Annotated in this window: 16 protein-coding genes; 8 read left to right on the top strand and 8 right to left on the bottom strand. The window is 37.7% G+C overall.

Annotated elements, in window-relative coordinates:
* Positions 1 to 66: 66 nt before the first annotated feature.
* A complete protein-coding gene (locus BCELL_RS20530; RefSeq protein WP_013490714.1) occupies positions 67 to 780 on the bottom strand; it encodes a 5-formyltetrahydrofolate cyclo-ligase in 714 nt (237 codons plus the stop codon).
* A gap of 91 nt (positions 781 to 871) precedes the next feature.
* Between BCELL_RS20530 and BCELL_RS20525 the strand changes: the two genes are divergently transcribed.
* From BCELL_RS20525 to BCELL_RS20515, 3 genes are all read left to right on the top strand, one after another.
* Positions 872 to 1,111 (top strand): hypothetical protein, encoded by a 240-nt coding sequence (locus BCELL_RS20525; protein ID WP_013490713.1) that lies wholly within the window; start codon positions 872 to 874, stop codon positions 1,109 to 1,111.
* A complete protein-coding gene (locus BCELL_RS20520) occupies positions 1,098 to 2,906 on the top strand; it encodes a terpene cyclase/mutase family protein (protein WP_013490712.1) in 1,809 nt (602 codons plus the stop codon). The genes BCELL_RS20525 and BCELL_RS20520 overlap by 14 nt, the downstream gene beginning before the upstream one ends.
* A 73-nt stretch (positions 2,907 to 2,979) precedes the next feature.
* Positions 2,980 to 3,261 carry a hypothetical protein gene (locus BCELL_RS20515; protein ID WP_013490711.1) on the top strand — a complete coding sequence of 94 codons (282 nt, stop codon included), beginning with the start codon at positions 2,980 to 2,982 and terminating at the stop codon, positions 3,259 to 3,261.
* Between the two features lie 272 nt (positions 3,262 to 3,533).
* On the opposite strand, the gene BCELL_RS20510 is transcribed toward BCELL_RS20515, so the two are convergent.
* Together BCELL_RS20510 and BCELL_RS20505 are read right to left on the bottom strand one after the other, a co-directional pair.
* Positions 3,534 to 4,895: a YjiH family protein gene (locus BCELL_RS20510; RefSeq protein WP_013490710.1), complete on the bottom strand. Its 1,362-nt coding sequence runs from the start codon at positions 4,893 to 4,895 to the stop codon at positions 3,534 to 3,536.
* Between the two features lie 514 nt (positions 4,896 to 5,409).
* On the bottom strand, positions 5,410 to 6,786 hold the full coding sequence (locus tag BCELL_RS20505) for an alanine/glycine:cation symporter family protein (protein ID WP_013490709.1): 1,377 nt from the start codon (positions 6,784 to 6,786) through the stop codon (positions 5,410 to 5,412).
* Positions 6,787 to 7,164: 378 nt separating this feature from the next.
* On the opposite strand from BCELL_RS20505, the gene BCELL_RS22980 reads away from it, so the two are divergent.
* A complete protein-coding gene (locus tag BCELL_RS22980) occupies positions 7,165 to 7,320 on the top strand; it encodes a hypothetical protein (RefSeq protein ID WP_198283996.1) in 156 nt (51 codons plus the stop codon).
* Positions 7,321 to 7,469: 149 nt separating this feature from the next.
* The gene (locus BCELL_RS20500) at positions 7,470 to 7,847 is read left to right on the top strand and encodes a VOC family protein (RefSeq protein WP_013490707.1); all 378 of its coding nucleotides are present in this window, start codon (positions 7,470 to 7,472) and stop codon (positions 7,845 to 7,847) included.
* Positions 7,848 to 8,098: 251 nt separating this feature from the next.
* Here BCELL_RS20500 and BCELL_RS20495 read toward each other — a convergent pair whose 3' ends face one another.
* Positions 8,099 to 9,331 (bottom strand): aminopeptidase, encoded by a 1,233-nt coding sequence (locus BCELL_RS20495; protein ID WP_013490706.1) that lies wholly within the window; start codon positions 9,329 to 9,331, stop codon positions 8,099 to 8,101.
* 529 nt (positions 9,332 to 9,860) lie between these two features.
* Between BCELL_RS20495 and BCELL_RS20490 the strand changes: the two genes are divergently transcribed.
* The gene (locus BCELL_RS20490) at positions 9,861 to 10,376 is read left to right on the top strand and encodes a hypothetical protein (RefSeq protein ID WP_013490705.1); all 516 of its coding nucleotides are present in this window, start codon (positions 9,861 to 9,863) and stop codon (positions 10,374 to 10,376) included.
* Positions 10,377 to 10,520: 144 nt separating this feature from the next.
* Here the strand turns inward: BCELL_RS20490 and bshB2 are convergent, their stop codons facing one another.
* From bshB2 to BCELL_RS20470, 4 genes are all read right to left on the bottom strand, one after another.
* Positions 10,521 to 11,195 carry a bacillithiol biosynthesis deacetylase BshB2 gene (gene bshB2, locus BCELL_RS20485; RefSeq protein ID WP_013490704.1) on the bottom strand — a complete coding sequence of 225 codons (675 nt, stop codon included), beginning with the start codon at positions 11,193 to 11,195 and terminating at the stop codon, positions 10,521 to 10,523.
* A 46-nt stretch (positions 11,196 to 11,241) separates the two neighbouring features.
* Positions 11,242 to 11,592 (bottom strand): YojF family protein, encoded by a 351-nt coding sequence (locus BCELL_RS20480; protein ID WP_013490703.1) that lies wholly within the window; start codon positions 11,590 to 11,592, stop codon positions 11,242 to 11,244.
* Between the two features lie 28 nt (positions 11,593 to 11,620).
* Complete coding sequence (locus BCELL_RS20475) at positions 11,621 to 12,553, bottom strand: ATP-grasp domain-containing protein (protein ID WP_013490702.1); 933 nt, start codon at positions 12,551 to 12,553, stop codon at positions 11,621 to 11,623.
* A 234-nt stretch (positions 12,554 to 12,787) separates the two neighbouring features.
* Positions 12,788 to 13,150 carry a response regulator gene (locus BCELL_RS20470; protein WP_013490701.1) on the bottom strand — a complete coding sequence of 121 codons (363 nt, stop codon included), beginning with the start codon at positions 13,148 to 13,150 and terminating at the stop codon, positions 12,788 to 12,790.
* 211 nt (positions 13,151 to 13,361) lie between these two features.
* Between BCELL_RS20470 and BCELL_RS20465 the strand changes: the two genes are divergently transcribed.
* On the top strand, positions 13,362 to 14,045 hold the full coding sequence (locus BCELL_RS20465) for a uracil-DNA glycosylase (RefSeq protein ID WP_013490700.1): 684 nt from the start codon (positions 13,362 to 13,364) through the stop codon (positions 14,043 to 14,045).
* An 18-nt stretch (positions 14,046 to 14,063) separates the two neighbouring features.
* A complete protein-coding gene (locus BCELL_RS20460; protein ID WP_013490699.1) occupies positions 14,064 to 14,936 on the top strand; it encodes an NAD(P)-dependent oxidoreductase in 873 nt (290 codons plus the stop codon).
* The last annotated feature ends 18 nt before the right edge of the window (positions 14,937 to 14,954 follow it).

Below are 14,954 nucleotides of genomic sequence, written 5' to 3'. Positions count from 1 at the left end.
TTGTGTAACAAAACTAGAAAAAGCGGAGCCACCACTTCACGAGTGGGCTCCGCTATTCCTATACTACTAACCTTTTGTCATATCCCAAATCTCCCTTAAAACAGGCATTTCATTCATTTCTTCATCGGTCACTTCTGACCATATAATACCCTTTGGCTTTTCGTATGGAGAATTTGTCTTTATGAGTTCATTTTCTGTAGCAATCCAATCACATGTTAAATCGTACTCATCCTTAGGCATATCTTCAGATACAATTTGTACGGAATGAGCCGTACCAATAACGGGGATCTCACGGTTACCAAGCTCTCGCAAAATAGCATATTCTCTATCTGCATAACCTTCCCCTTTACCGATTCTACGTCCATCGTGATGTAATGCGACGGAGCCAGCGAAGAACAAATCGATCTCAGGCAGTTGAGAGAGAGGAATCACTTTCCCATATTGATGAATATTTTTTAAGCTCGAAGCTTTCTTTTCCTCTCCCGGTGGAACATTTGCTGGATCGACAAAAATAAAGCCATCCTTTAATCGTGGTGTAGGAACTAAAAGTATTTTTCCATCCTTTATAACTTGTGCTCGAATAGGCAGTTGTGGAGAATCTGGATTCACCTTGACGACCTTTGCCTGTTTGTACTCCTCCATCTCAAATACAAATTGTGCTGCTTTCTCTGCCCCTTTAAAATTTGGAATTCTCCCCTTCAAAGGAAATGGAAATCTTCCTACCTTTTCTTCCATCATCTTTTTCCATATATCTTCACGAATGTCTTGTTTATTACGCATGCTTGTCACCTCTCCTCCATTATAGTAAATGTAAAAACATAGAACAATTTACAATACTTAATAGTTAGCTGCCACGTATTACGAGCAATTAGTGACAAACTGTTTTTTGATTCCATACGATAGAGGAGAGGGCACTAGATTTATACTTTTTAGTGATGAGGCATTGTTAAAGGCTAATGTTCATGATTACGAAATAGCATTAGCTAGAGATCCTGCAGGGTACGTTGCCAACTTTAAAGAAAAAACGTTAATAACAGTGAAGCTGTATTTACGTTTTTCTTCTTATTATGTGACCCTTATTAGAGAGGGAGTTATCAATGGAAATACGTGACAAGCTAACAAACTTTCAACAACAATTAATTGAAGATGTACGAGTGAAACAATTGAATGATGGACAGTGGAAGTTTCCTTGCGAAAGTGGACCTCTTACAGATGCATATATGATTGTATTGCTAAAACTAATAGACACTAGGCATGAGCACTTGATAAAGCAACTTGTAGATCGCCTATTATATACGCAAGCAAACAATGGCGCTTGGAAGCTTTATGAAGACGAAAAAGACGGAAATATTTCAGCGACGATAGAGGCGTATACAGCGTTATTATTTTCTAGAAAGATAGATGAACACGATGAAAGACTAGTAAAGGCAAAAAGGTTTATTTATAGAAATGGTGGTTTAAAAGCAGCTCACGTATCAACAAAGTTTTTCTTAGCACTGAATGATTTATATCCATGGCCAACTATTTTTCCTCTACCAACATGGCTGCTATTCATGCCTTCACATATCCCAATTAGCTTTCATAACATGACAAGCTACGTAAAAATTCACTTTGCATCTGTCTTTATTTTAGCTAGTAAACAGTTTTCGATTAGAACACCGAATACACCGTATATAGACGATTTAATTATGGAATCGAAAGTAAGGAAAAGGCTGAAAAAGCAGCGCAATGGTAAAAAAAGACGATTTCATTTTTCACGAATAAATAATGCAGCTAATTTACGTGCAGAAAAATATATTCTTGAGAGGTTAGAGGCGGACGGAACAGCAGGAAGCTATGCTACTGCTACATGTATGATGATATATAGCTTACTAGCGTTAGGGTATCGAAGTGACTCTCCGATTATTCGACATGCCATTCATGGATTGCAGAAGCTAACCGTTCAAATAAACGGAAAGACACATATGGAAAATGCTGAATCTGTCGTGTGGGATACGTCATTACTATTATATGTGCTTCAAGAATCGGGATTTGCAATAGAGGACGAACATGTAAAAAAAGGCGGAGAATTTATACTTCGTCAACAACAAAAAACGAACGAGAATGGCGCATGGGGTTTTTCACAAAATAATTCCTTTTACCCTGATGTTGATGATACACAAGCGTGTTTAAGAGCGCTTCAATCATTAGCCGATAAGGACAGCACTTACAGAGAATGCTGGTATAACGGCCTAAAGTGGCTTTTAAATATGCAAAATAAAGATGGTGGCTGGGCATCCTTTAACAAAAATCGACGTAACCACTTTGTAAAGCACTTACCGATTGAAAACATTAGTGATACGGCTATTGATATATCGACTGCTGATTTAACCGGTAGGGTCGTTCAGTTTTTAGGTAACAATGTAAAAATGACGATTAATCACCCTAAAATAAAAAAGGCAGTACAATGGCTATTAAAGAATCAAGAAAAGGATGGCTCTTGGTATGGGCGTTGGGGCGTTTGTTACATTTATGGAACGTGGGCGGCCGTCACAGGACTATTATCAGTAGGTGTAAGTGAAAACGATCCAGCAATTCAAAAGGCGAAAAAGTGGCTTTTATCGATACAAAATAAAGATGGTGGATGGGGGGAGTCTTGTTCTAGTGATGTTCACAAGAAGTACGTCCCTTTATCGTGGAGTACTCCGTCTCAAACGGCTTGGGCATTAGATACCCTTATCGCAATTTGTGATGAACCGAATGAAACGATACGCCGTGGTATTGAACATCTTATGGAACGAAAGGGAAACTTTACTTACCCTACTGGGGGAGGACTTCCAGGAAACTTTTATTTAACCTACCATAGCTACAACTCTATTTGGCCACTACTTGCAATTGCCCATTTCAGGAAAAAATATATGAAATGAGTCGTCTACAAGAGACACGCCGTTACTAGAATATACGTTGCACCATAGTATGCAAAATAAGGAGGTGAGATGTATGGGACATGTAGACCCATATTTAATGAGTATATTTCGAAAGCGAATCGCTGATCCGAGATGTGCATGCCGAGTATATAAAGCACTACGTAGTTGTTCCTTCCATACGTTGCGAACGCCAGAAGGAGCATATGGCTTAGTTGATGAACTTGCGCGATGCTGTCAAGTTCACATTACACCAGAAACGAGAGACTATGCAGCAAGATGGTTAATGAACTGTGGTGTTGATCCGCAAAATCCTATGCATAGAAGGTCGATGTCGAACTTAGTGTTTGGTAGATAGAAAGAGTTTTTGCAGTGAATGAAGAGAACAGAATAACTACTGTACAGGAACGGCCTTATTACCTTATCTTGACATAAAATACTAAATGACGATGAAGCTTTTGGCCCGTGCAGGTGTGTTGTTTCAATAATAGTTATGGCAGAGGTAATAGTTGTTTAGCGTTCCGTTTCAAGGAATCAAAATCTCCTAATGTGAATAACAAACTATTTTTCCCCAAAAAAAAGGATGACTTAAAAGGTAGATTTACCTTTGAGTCATCCTTGTCGTCGTCATTAAAAAATGATATGTGCAATAAGAGTAATAATTGGTAGTGTGATAATCGTACGTAATAAGAAGATAAATACTAAATCTCTAAATTTAACTGGAATTTTAGAGCCTAGTAATACACCCCCGACTTCAGATAAATAGATTAATTGTGTGACAGAAACAGAAGCGATAATAAATCTCGTCATTTCGCTGCTAATATCTCCTGCAAAAATGGCAGGTAAAAGCATATCCGCAAATCCAACGACTAACGTTTCTGCTGCAGCTGCTGCCTCTGGCACTTGCATTAACTGAAGGAGAGGTACAAATGGTGCACCTAACCATGTGAATACTGGGGTAAACTCAGCGATAATAACACCGAGTGTACCGATCGCCATCACGACAGGAACAACACCAATCCACATGTCTAGCACATTTTTAAATCCGGATTTGAAAAAAGCACCTACACTAGCATTTTTATCGGCACGTACTTTAGCCATTTTTACACCCCAGCTAAATGGATTATAGCCAGTAGGGATTGTTTCGTCTAGCTGTGCTTCTTGCCCGTTAGCATAAGTTTTTGACTTTAACGATAAAGGTGGAATTCTAGGCATAATGATGGCTGCAATGAAACCAGCAACAAAAATAGTACCATAAAATTGTAAAAACATATGCTCTAGTTCTACATAACCGAGAACAACGAGAGAGAAAGTGATCGAAACAATAGAGAATGTTGTACCAATAATTGCAGCTTCACGTTTAGAGTAATAGCCTTCTTCATATTGTTTGTTTGTTAAAATAACACCGAGCGTTCCGTCCCCTAACCATGAAGTTAAAGCGTCTACTGAAGAACGTCCTGGAAGCCTAAATAGTGGTCTCATCACTTTTGTTAATAGTGCACCAACAAACTCAAGTAAACCGAAGTTTAACAGTAAAGGTAAGAATAAACCAGCGAACAAGAAAATAGTAAAAAGAATTGGTAAAAGATCATAAAGTAAAAGCCCACCAGTATAGTCATCGATGACAGCTGCTGGCCCAATTTGGAAATAGACCATCGTAACGAAAACAAGTGCAATGGTACGAATGATAAACCAAACGATAGAAATGTCAAAAAGACTAGCATAGAATGTACTATTCATCATAAACCTTGGCTTTACCCATTTTTGGAAAACGACGCCAAGAACACTAATGAATATAAGGATTAAAGTAATGAGTGGTATGGCATCCCCGAGAAATGCTTCTAGCCAATTTGCCATTACTGAGACCGAAATCATAAACCCATCTTCTCCGGCAGGGAATGGTACCATAAATAAGGCTATTCCTAAGAGAGAAGGTAATATAAATTTCCAAATGGCAGAACTTGATACTTGTTTATCTTCAATATTATTCAAAATAATCACCTCAAAAATTTATAAATATGCAATGAAACTAATTTTAATGTAAAACTGGTAAATTATCAATATAAAATTTATATTTATTCTAAAAAAATATTAAATATACTATTTGAAAGCTGTAAAACACGTAGTTACTGCTATGTATAGCGCTTTTTTAATAGAAAATATACTTATTATTATATTAATAGTTTTTTGTTGGAGTATAAAAAAGATAAGAATGCTATTATTTATGAATGGAATGTATTATTTATTCATTTTCGTTTCAATTCATTTGAATTGAAACAGAGAAAGAGGATGACTCAAAAGGTCGAATTTTTACCTTTTGAGCCATCCTCTAAACACTGTACGGAGGCGCCGCAATTTCTTAAAGCGCATTATAAGTGATTTCTTATAATGGGCGCGCGGCGAGTGGAGTCATTGCCAGAAATTATATTAGCTTTTGGGACATCCTCTCTATTGATGTGACTATTAAGATGTTAGTACTTACCGCAAAACAACTAACTTACAAGCTTTATTCATTTACGGCAGGTGGATCAGAAGATTTCGCTGCTTTTTCTGCTTTGGCTACTTTTAGGAAACGGTTTGTCTCAGCTACGACAATTCCAGAAAGTCCAAGTAGACCAATTAAGTTTGGTACTGCCATCATAGCATTAGCTGCATCGGCAAAGTTCCAAATAATATCATTTGAACCTAAAGCTCCAGCGAAAATTAAAAGTACAAATAAGATACGATAATATTTTGTGCTTTCCTCTTTAAATAAGTAATTGAAACACTTCTCTCCATAATAAGACCATCCTAATATCGTAGAGAATGCAAAGAATGTTAAGCCGATAGTAACAATTGTTGAGCCTGTGCTACCTAAGAAGAGCTCAAATGTTTGACTAGTTAAGGATGCACCATTTAATCCATCCATATAAATATTACCCATTACGATTGCAATACCAGTGATCGAACAAACGACGATCGTATCAATAAATACTTGTGTCATCGATACGAGTGCTTGGCGACCAGGATAATCAGTTCTTGCAGCAGCTGCTGCAATTGGTGCAGAACCGAGACCAGCTTCGTTCGAGAATACCCCACGAGCAACCCCGTAGCGGATAGCAGCACCAATACCACCACCGATAATAGCACTACCAGTAAATGCTTCAGTAAAAATTAAATTAACAGCTGCTGGAACGAGATTAAAATTAGTTACAATTATGACAAGACCCGCACCGACATAAAAGAGTGCCATGAACGGAACGATATACGCTGTAACTTTTCCGATTTTTTTAATACCACCTAAAATAACGAGACCAGCTAATACGGTTAATACAATACCAGTAATCCAAGTAGGTACATTAAAGGTCGAATTTAAAGCAGAGGATACTTCATTTGATTGAACGACGTTACCAATACCAAAGGCAGCGATAGCACCAAATACTGCAAAGAGAACAGCAAGCCATTTCAGCTTCAACCCTTTCTCTATGTAGTACATTGGGCCACCAGAGAATTCACCGTTCTTTCCTTGAACACGGTACTTAACGGCAAGAATGGCCTCAGCATACTTCGTCGCCATTCCGAACAATGCGGAAATCCACATCCAAAAAACAGCACCTGGCCCCCCAAGAACGACGGCAGTTGCAACACCAGCGATGTTACCAATACCAATCGTTGCAGCTAAAGCGGTTGTTAATGCTTGGAAGTGGGAAATATCCCCAGGAGATTTTTTGTCTTGTGCGCGACGACTAAACGCAAGCTTTAAAGAATAAGGTAAAGTACGGAATTGTAAAAATGCGAGACGAAATGTCAAAAAGATACCAGTACCAACAATAAGAATGAGCATAGGTGGGCCCCAAACAACATCATTAACGGCCCCCAAGAAATTTTCAAACCATTCAACCATATAAATCCCCCCTTTTTTAATAGTTGTCTATATTATATAAATTTTCTGATAAATTAGTAGTCTTTTTTCTAAAAAAAGTAAAATTCATATGTAAAATAATCTGACAAAATACGTGTTAATAGGAAGAAACACTGACTATATTAAAATTGTTTGCTATAAGTGACATTATTACCCGTACTCAAACCCATATTTTAAAAATATGACTGTGATAAAATATCTTGTAATGTTATCTTTAGTAATTGGGGAGCCATCGAAAAAAAGACGTTAAAATGATATTAGTGAAAATACAGAGAGTGTGAAATTGAACACTTAAACTCAAGGGGAGTAGCACGAGAAGTGTTAATATTTTTAAGGTATTTATCGGAAAAGGGGAGGATTATGAATAAGGTATATGGTACTTTTAAAAATATGTTCTTAGATTTATTCTCTATGGGTAAAGGTTTTGTCTATGGATTAGTAATGATGGGGTTATTTATTGTAATTTTTGGTGCTTTGATATATGGCTTTTTATTAATTAAAAAACTTATATTTTAATCAATATAATTTTAATTCAAACTTTTACGATGCAACAAACGGGTTGCGTTAACACAAGAAGCTGACGCTACTCTTGTTCAACAAAGGGGGAGGTTTCGTGAAAGAAGGAGTCAATAAAAAAATAGCTTTCAAAGAAGGGATTTGGAAATGTGAGTGTTCTTTTTCGTGTGGAATTGTATGTTAAGGACATTGAGGAATCTATAAAATTTTATCAAGACATAATTGGTTTAGAACTCTACGGTAGGAATGAACGGTCCGCACGTTTTAATTATGATTGTTTTTCATTATTAATAACTTCAGAAACGGTCTTAGATGATAATCATTTCTTTAAAAATAAAGCAAAAAGCAAAGTTAAAGGAAATGGTTTTGAGTTCATTATAGTTGTAGACGAGTTAGAAACAGTACATCATCGATGCCTCGAAAACAATCATCCAATTGAGATTGGTGTGGAAAAATACCCTTGGGATATGAGAGGTTTTAAAATAGCTGACCCAGATGGGTATTTTCTAAGAATTACTTCTAAATGATATTAGTGAAAATATATACTTAAACTATCGGAGAGCGTTAGTTTAATAAGAGTAAAATACAAGTATGTTAGTTATGACTCGGTTCGTGTAGAACTGCGTCATTTTTTTTGAAAACAAAAAGTGCTGCAATTAACAGCACAATTTGTTGTACATTTTTGTATGCAATTTAAAGTTTTGCGATAGGGAACGGAATCCGTTAGAAAAGTCAATTAAACTTTTCAGTCTTTCTAGAAATAATAAAGTGTATAAACTTAAAAAGCCCATTCACCATTTCTAAAGATTGGCTCAGTAGTTCCGTCTGCTTTCACGCCATCAATATCCATCTCTCCAGATCCGATCATAAAATCAACATGAGTCATACTTGTATTTATTCCGTTAGCCTCTAACTCCTCATTAGACATTTTTGCGCCACCTTGAAGGTTAGTAGGGTATGCACTTCCTAGTGCAATGTGGTTGGAAGCATTTTCATCATATAAAGTATTATAAAACAAAATGCCGGATTGAGAGATCGGAGAGCTATGTGGTACAAGTGCTACTTCACCTAAATAGCGTGCACCCTCATCTGTATCTAACAAATGTTTTAACGTTTCTTCCCCTTCTTTTGCTGAAAAAGCAACGACCTTGCCGTTTTCAAAAGTAAGGGAGAAATCATCAATCGTATTTCCTCCGTAGTTCAATGGCTTTGTGTTTGTTACTGTCCCATTTACCCCATCCTTTTTTGGAGCAGTAAACACTTCTTCTGTAGGCATGTTAGCGACGAAGTGAACACCGTCTTCGTTAGGGCCACCACCGCCAATCCAAATGTGTCCCTCTGGAAGATCAATCGTGAGGTCAGTACCAGGTGCTTTATATTGTAACTGCTTATACTGTTTTTCAGTAAGCACCTTCGCTTTTGTCTGTAAATTTTCATCATGCTCTTTCCAAGCTGTAACTGGATTAGCGGTGTTAATACGAACCGTTTCAAACATCGCTTCCCAAAGTTTTTCTTCTTGTTGTTCTTCAGGTACTCCAGGAAAGACCTTTGCCGCCCATGATTTTGATGGCGTGGAAAAAACAAGCCAGCTAACTTTATCAGATTGTATGTATTTTCTAAATGTATTCATTAATTGACCTTGTGTTTTATTAGCCGTTGCTATTTTTTCTGGATCTACACCCTTTAACAGTTCTGGATCAGTCGATTTTATCGTCATGAAAGCAGCACCCTTTTCTGCTAATTCCTCAAAGCCCTTTGCCTTCCATGCAGGTGCTTCCTTGAATGCTTCAAACGGAGCTAAGTCATATTTTAAGCGAGTAAGCTCATCATCGTTCCACTCAACATGGACATTTTTTGCTCCAACCTCATAAGCTTTTTTGGCAACGAGACGAACAAAATCTGCGGATGAAATAGGAGCATTTACAACGAGCGTTTGTCCTTCTTGAACATTAATTCCTATTTTAACAGCCAGCTCAGCATATTTTTCTAATTTCTCATCAAAAGTTGTCATGCTTCATCTCCCTTTTCTATTTCGAATATATTCATGTATATTATTGTATCAGCTTCCGAAATATTATGAAACTTTACTGTGAAAATAAGTGGAAATGATGTGGAAATATGTTGTGAAAATATCTACCACGAAGAGACTATTCTGCAAAAAGACTAGTTATACTAGATGTTCAGAGGAAATCAGGGACTTATATTTAAAAAGGATATGTTAAACTTTGTTGTTGATTTTCGCTTCAGGATGCTCGCTTGCCGCAGGCATTGCTTCAGCTTCCTCGGGCACCACACCCTGCGGGATCTTCAGCTAACAACCTGTCTCTTCCTCTACATGCAACGCTCTGGAGTTGTATCCGTCGAGACAACTCGAAGCTTAATCGTGATGTAACGCTCGTCGCAGGCGTCTCGCACCTTTCGTGAAAATCAACATTAGCTTTTAACAGAGTCTCTAAAAAAACTGTAAAAATAGTTTCAAAACTGCATATAATATGTTATAGTTTATAGTTACACAAAACAAGTAGGGGTGGTGAGGAGTAATGGTTGGAAGAACAAGATTGATATCAGATAAGTATTTTCGCTATATTGTGTCCTGGCTCATCTTTGGTGTTCTAGGTGGAACGCTATTTTGGCAAATAGGATGGATGTATACGATAGCAAGTGTAGCGATTGCTTTTATGCTATCATTTGGAATTGATATGATAGCTAGAATGATAGTCGGGTTTAAAGTGCGAAGTATCGTTAATGAAAAACCGCTCCTTACCGTTGAAGCAATTCGGTTGAGAATGGAGAAAAAAGGGTTTTTAGTTGTTACAAATCGGTTTATTTTATTTGTTCCGTTGTTTAGGAAAATTAAAACCGTTATTGATACGAATCAAATTGTAAGATATGAGGTTGACCGTCTGCAAGTTACTATTACAGCCCGTTTACCAAATCGATATCGGACCTTTTCATATAATGTCACTTCAACAAAAGCGATATTATCACTATTGCAAGAAATGACAGGAGAGTCATTGCCGTATAAGTACGAAAAGATGGAAAAGGATACGATGTGATAAAAAAACTTTCATCCGCTTAAAAAGGATGAAAGTTTTTTTTAGACGGTGGACTCTAAAATTCGACCTTTTGAGTTCACCCCATATAAGTGCAATGCTAGTATAGCCATTGACAAGACGAATAGTAGCTTATGGACTTCTTATTTAAACATCTTCATCAGAGATCGGATATGTCCAAAAAGACTCCTTCGTTAACCTTTCTATAGCTGCCTCTTCTTTCTGTGCATAGCCTTTTTTCAAAGCAGGTATAAAGTTCGCTGTTTGAGATTCATGAGCCTCAAGGACAGCTATTTTTCTTTCGGCAAAAGCTGAAACATCATTGATGACATCTGGAGAACCAATGATTGCTTCACTTCCCTCACTAAAGGCAATGGCATGTATTTTAGGACGCTGCTCCTTATTTAAACGTAAAACAGCTTGCACAACTGCAGCACCTGTAGCATCATGATCTGGGTGTACAGCATACCCTGGATAGAAGGTAATGATTAAAGAAGGATTAACCTCATTAATAACTTCTAATATATGATTAATAATCTTTTCTTGATCTGTAAATTCAACAGTTTTATCTCTTAAGCCAAATCGGCGTAAATCTTTAATACCTAAAAGGCGACACGCTTCATCTAGCTCTTTTTTTCGTATCTCTGGTAGCGTCTCTCTATTGGCAATTAGTGGCCGTCCCATATTTCTCCCCATCTCACCTAGCGTCAAGCATATATAGGTCACGGGTGTGCCAGCCTCAGTATGAGATAATATTGTCCCTGCAACTCCGAACGCTTCGTCATCTGGATGCGGAAATACGACTAGTACGTGGCGTTCCATTTAACCACTTCCTTTCCTAAAAAGGTTACATCTGCTCTAGTAAAAGTTATTTCGGAAAAGGAGTCTCACTTAGCTCGAATGCAATCGCGAGTCTTCCATCCTTATCATGTCCTGCAAACAATACTCTGTTCTTAGTGTCAACGACCCAATCTGTTAAACCCTCTGCGTATAACCAACCAATTTCTGATTCGAGGCCAATACGATAAGGGCCATCTCCTTTTATACTTCCTTGATAAAACGTGAGCTGTGCATTTCTAATGAAAGCACCAGCAGATAAAAAGGATTGGTCGTGATGCGAAGCATATGCCCCGTTTGTTGTTTCAAGATGGACATAAAGCTGCTTGCCTTTGAGCCTACTAAGTTGTTCTTGAACCTTTTGCTTGTCTATCGGTATCAATGTAATGTAACCTCCTATCCGCACTTCACTACTTTAATGATTCTAATTCTTTCTTAAGTGCACGAGCAACTTCCCTCATTCCGAATTTGTTTGCTTTCTTTTCAGCTTCCGGATTATAGTTTGTATTCGTGTTTACGTCATACGTGTATAAGTGCCCGCTTGCATCGGTAATATTCTCAATACCAGCGAAATAAATGCCTTCTGCCTGTAAATACTTTTCATATTTTTCAATCACAGGATGAGAATAATCTTTGATAATTTCAAATTTAGGCTTCGGCTCTGTACCATCTGTTGGACAAAACTGATCACCGATTGCACACGCTTCTGCAGGACAAAGTTCAAAGCCTTCAGATGTATCAACCCTTACTGCGTACAAAAACTTACCTGCTACAAATTCACAACGTGTAATCGTTTGTGTAGGAGATGAAATGTACTGCTGTAAAAGCATGACCCCATCAACGGATTCCTCAAGCTTGCCATCCTCTATAAAAGTCTCGAGCGCTTGATAAGAATCGAATTTATGAACACCTAATCCCTTTCCAGCTCTATTATGTTTCGTAATAAAAGGAGTTGGAAAATCCTTTGCCGCCTTGAGAAGTGAGGAAATACCTACTGCAGCTGTTGTTTTTGGAATAGCTACATCATATTTTTTCAGCGCCTCGTATTGCATGACCTTACTTAATTCATGCTGAAGTGCATGGCGACCATTTAGAACCCTTCTTCCAGCTGCCTCTAACCATGTTAACACGGCATGAGTAAGTTCTGGGGCGTAGCGGTGACCTCGTGAATGCGAAGATGCACTCATTCTATTGTAAAAAACCCCTTCAGGTGGCGACTCATCTAACGGAACGATCCCTTCGTGTAAATGCCAATCTTCAAAGGGAACACCTTCTTCTTTTAAAGCTTCAAGTAACGGCTTCGTCCAATCATCGTTTTCATGGATGATATAAACCTTTTTCATATGGCGTTCCTCCAGTAATATAAGTTCTTCTCAATATTGTATACAGTAAAGGAGAAAACTGCAAAAGAGAGCAATTATTGAAAAAAAGGCATGATGCACATTATAATGGGGAAATAAGGAAACTTAAGATGAGGGGTGGGAAGTGAAAGCGAGACAGCATATAAATATATGTTTCACTCAATTTTTAAGGGCAAGAAAAAAGATTAGGTTATACCCTAATCTCTCTAAGTGATATTATTTAGCAAGTGCTTTTTCTAATGCCTCTTTAATACGAACTTCGTCAAAAGGCTTAACAATAAAATCGATAGCGCCTTGTTGAATGGCGTCAACAACCATGTTTTGCTGCCCCATAGCAGAGCACATAACGACCTTTGCATTTGGATTAATTTCTTTAATTTTCTTAAGTGCATCGATTCCGTTCATTTCTGGCATCGTAATATCCATTGTTACTAGATCAGGCTTATGTTCATTATATAAATCAACAGCTTCCTGGCCGTTAGCTGCTTCACCTACTACTTCATACCCTGCATCTATCACAATTTTCTTAAGTACCATTCGCATAAATGCGGCATCATCTGTAATTAATAATTTAGCCATATTATGTAGTTCCTCCTCCAACACTAAGGAATCTAGTATTTATAATAATCTATAATAAATATAGTACCATAGTTACATAATGTCAATTATATATCAGTTTTCACACAATTATATAGTAATAAAGTCACGGGTTTTCTATCGGTTTTAAATGATTAACACTGAAATACTAGTGGTAAAATAATAGAAAGAACGTAAAAATGTGGAGGGGTTTATGATAACTGTTGTAAATAATAGCTGGGACGAACTACTTCAAAAAGAGTTTCAGAAAGAGTATTTTAAAACTTTATGCTCCCATGTTGAAGAAGCGTATGAAAATAAACAAATATATCCAGAAAAGCAAAATATTTTTCACGCACTAGCCTCTACACCTGTGGAGAAAACAAAAGTAGTTATACTTGGACAAGATCCTTACCACGGACCTAACCAGGCTCACGGGCTTAGCTTCTCGGTTAAAAGAGGAGTAAAGGTTCCACCGTCTTTAAGAAATATATATAAGGAGCTTCAAAGCGACCTTGGTTATGCTATTCCTCATCATGGTTTTCTACAAAAATGGGCGGATGAAGGGGTGCTATTACTGAATACCGTATTAACAGTGGAGGCGCACAAACCAAACTCTCATAAAGGGATTGGCTGGGAGTTATTTACCGATGAAGTGATCAGAACATTAAATAATAAAAATGAGCCAATCATATATATGTTGTGGGGCAAGCATGCACAAGCAAAAGAAGCACTCATATCTAATCCAAATCATTATATTTTAAAATCACCGCATCCAAGCCCATTTTCTGCAAGCAAAGGCTTTTTCGGTAGTAGACCTTTTTCAAAAGCGAATGCTATATTAAAGCAACACGGAAAAGAAGAAGTGGATTGGAAGATCGAAACGTTAGAAGAATAATAGAGAGGGGAATGCTAGATGAACGAAAAACAAATCATTGGCTTTATTGGCACAGGTGTCATGGGAAAAAGTATGGCGAGAAATTTACTGAAAAAGGGACACGAAGTGCTTGTTTATAATAGAACAAAAGCAAAAACGGCAGAATTAGTGGAGGAAGGCGCAGTATGGTGTGAAACAGTAGCCGATGTTGCCAAAAAAGCGGATGTAATCATTACGATCGTAGGATATCCAACCGATGTTGAGGAAGTATATTTAGGGACGAAAGGAATTCTTAACAATGCGAAAGCCGGTGCTTATGTTATCGATATGACGACATCAAGTCCATTATTGGCTAAGAAAATCCATGATGAGGCAACGAAGAAAGGGATTTTTGCTCTAGATGCCCCAGTTTCCGGTGGTGACATTGGAGCGAAATCAGGAAAACTAGCAATCATGGTAGGTGCAGATAAGGAGGCATTTGAGGCCGTAAAACCAATCTTCTCAATCATGGGAGAAAACGTAAAACGCCTTGGACCACCGGGGTCTGGTCAATATACAAAAATGGCAAACCAAATAGCAATAGCTTCGACGATGATGGGGGTTTGTGAAGCGATGGCCTATGCGAAAAAAGCAGGTCTTGATCAAAAGCAGGTGATTGAGACGATTGAAACGGGAGCGGCTGGAAGCTTTTCACTTAGTAAGCTAGCGCCGCGCATGATTGATGGTGATTTTGAGCCAGGTTTTTATATTAAGCATTTTATAAAAGATATGAAAATAGCACTTCAGTCTGCAGAAGAAATGGATGTAAAGACGCCAGGACTAACGTTAGCGAAAAACTTATATGAGCAGCTTGCAAACAAAGGTGAAGAAAATGCTGGAACGCAAGCGTTATATAAATACTATTTTTCATAAACTATAGTCAAATCGAAG

This window comes from Evansella cellulosilytica DSM 2522, assembly GCF_000177235.2.
In the GTDB taxonomy this organism is placed as follows: domain Bacteria; phylum Bacillota; class Bacilli; order Bacillales; family Salisediminibacteriaceae; genus Evansella; species Evansella cellulosilytica.
This window is presented reverse-complemented; position numbering and strand designations above follow the sequence as displayed.

Coding starts and splice junctions, on each gene's coding strand:
- BCELL_RS20530 (WP_013490714.1), bottom strand. CDS start 780: ATGCGTAATAAACAAGACATTCGTGAAGATATATGGAAAAAGATGATG.
- BCELL_RS20520 (WP_013490712.1), top strand. CDS start 1,098: ATGGAAATACGTGACAAGCTAACAAACTTTCAACAACAATTAATTGAA.
- BCELL_RS20515 (WP_013490711.1), top strand. CDS start 2,980: ATGGGACATGTAGACCCATATTTAATGAGTATATTTCGAAAGCGAATC.
- BCELL_RS20505 (WP_013490709.1), bottom strand. CDS start 6,786: ATGGTTGAATGGTTTGAAAATTTCTTGGGGGCCGTTAATGATGTTGTT.
- BCELL_RS22980 (WP_198283996.1), top strand. CDS start 7,165: ATGAATAAGGTATATGGTACTTTTAAAAATATGTTCTTAGATTTATTC.
- BCELL_RS20495 (WP_013490706.1), bottom strand. CDS start 9,331: ATGACAACTTTTGATGAGAAATTAGAAAAATATGCTGAGCTGGCTGTT.
- BCELL_RS20490 (WP_013490705.1), top strand. CDS start 9,861: ATGGTTGGAAGAACAAGATTGATATCAGATAAGTATTTTCGCTATATT.
- bshB2 (WP_013490704.1), bottom strand. CDS start 11,195: ATGGAACGCCACGTACTAGTCGTATTTCCGCATCCAGATGACGAAGCG.
- BCELL_RS20475 (WP_013490702.1), bottom strand. CDS start 12,553: ATGAAAAAGGTTTATATCATCCATGAAAACGATGATTGGACGAAGCCG.
- BCELL_RS20470 (WP_013490701.1), bottom strand. CDS start 13,150: ATGGCTAAATTATTAATTACAGATGATGCCGCATTTATGCGAATGGTA.
- BCELL_RS20465 (WP_013490700.1), top strand. CDS start 13,362: ATGATAACTGTTGTAAATAATAGCTGGGACGAACTACTTCAAAAAGAG.
- BCELL_RS20460 (WP_013490699.1), top strand. CDS start 14,064: ATGAACGAAAAACAAATCATTGGCTTTATTGGCACAGGTGTCATGGGA.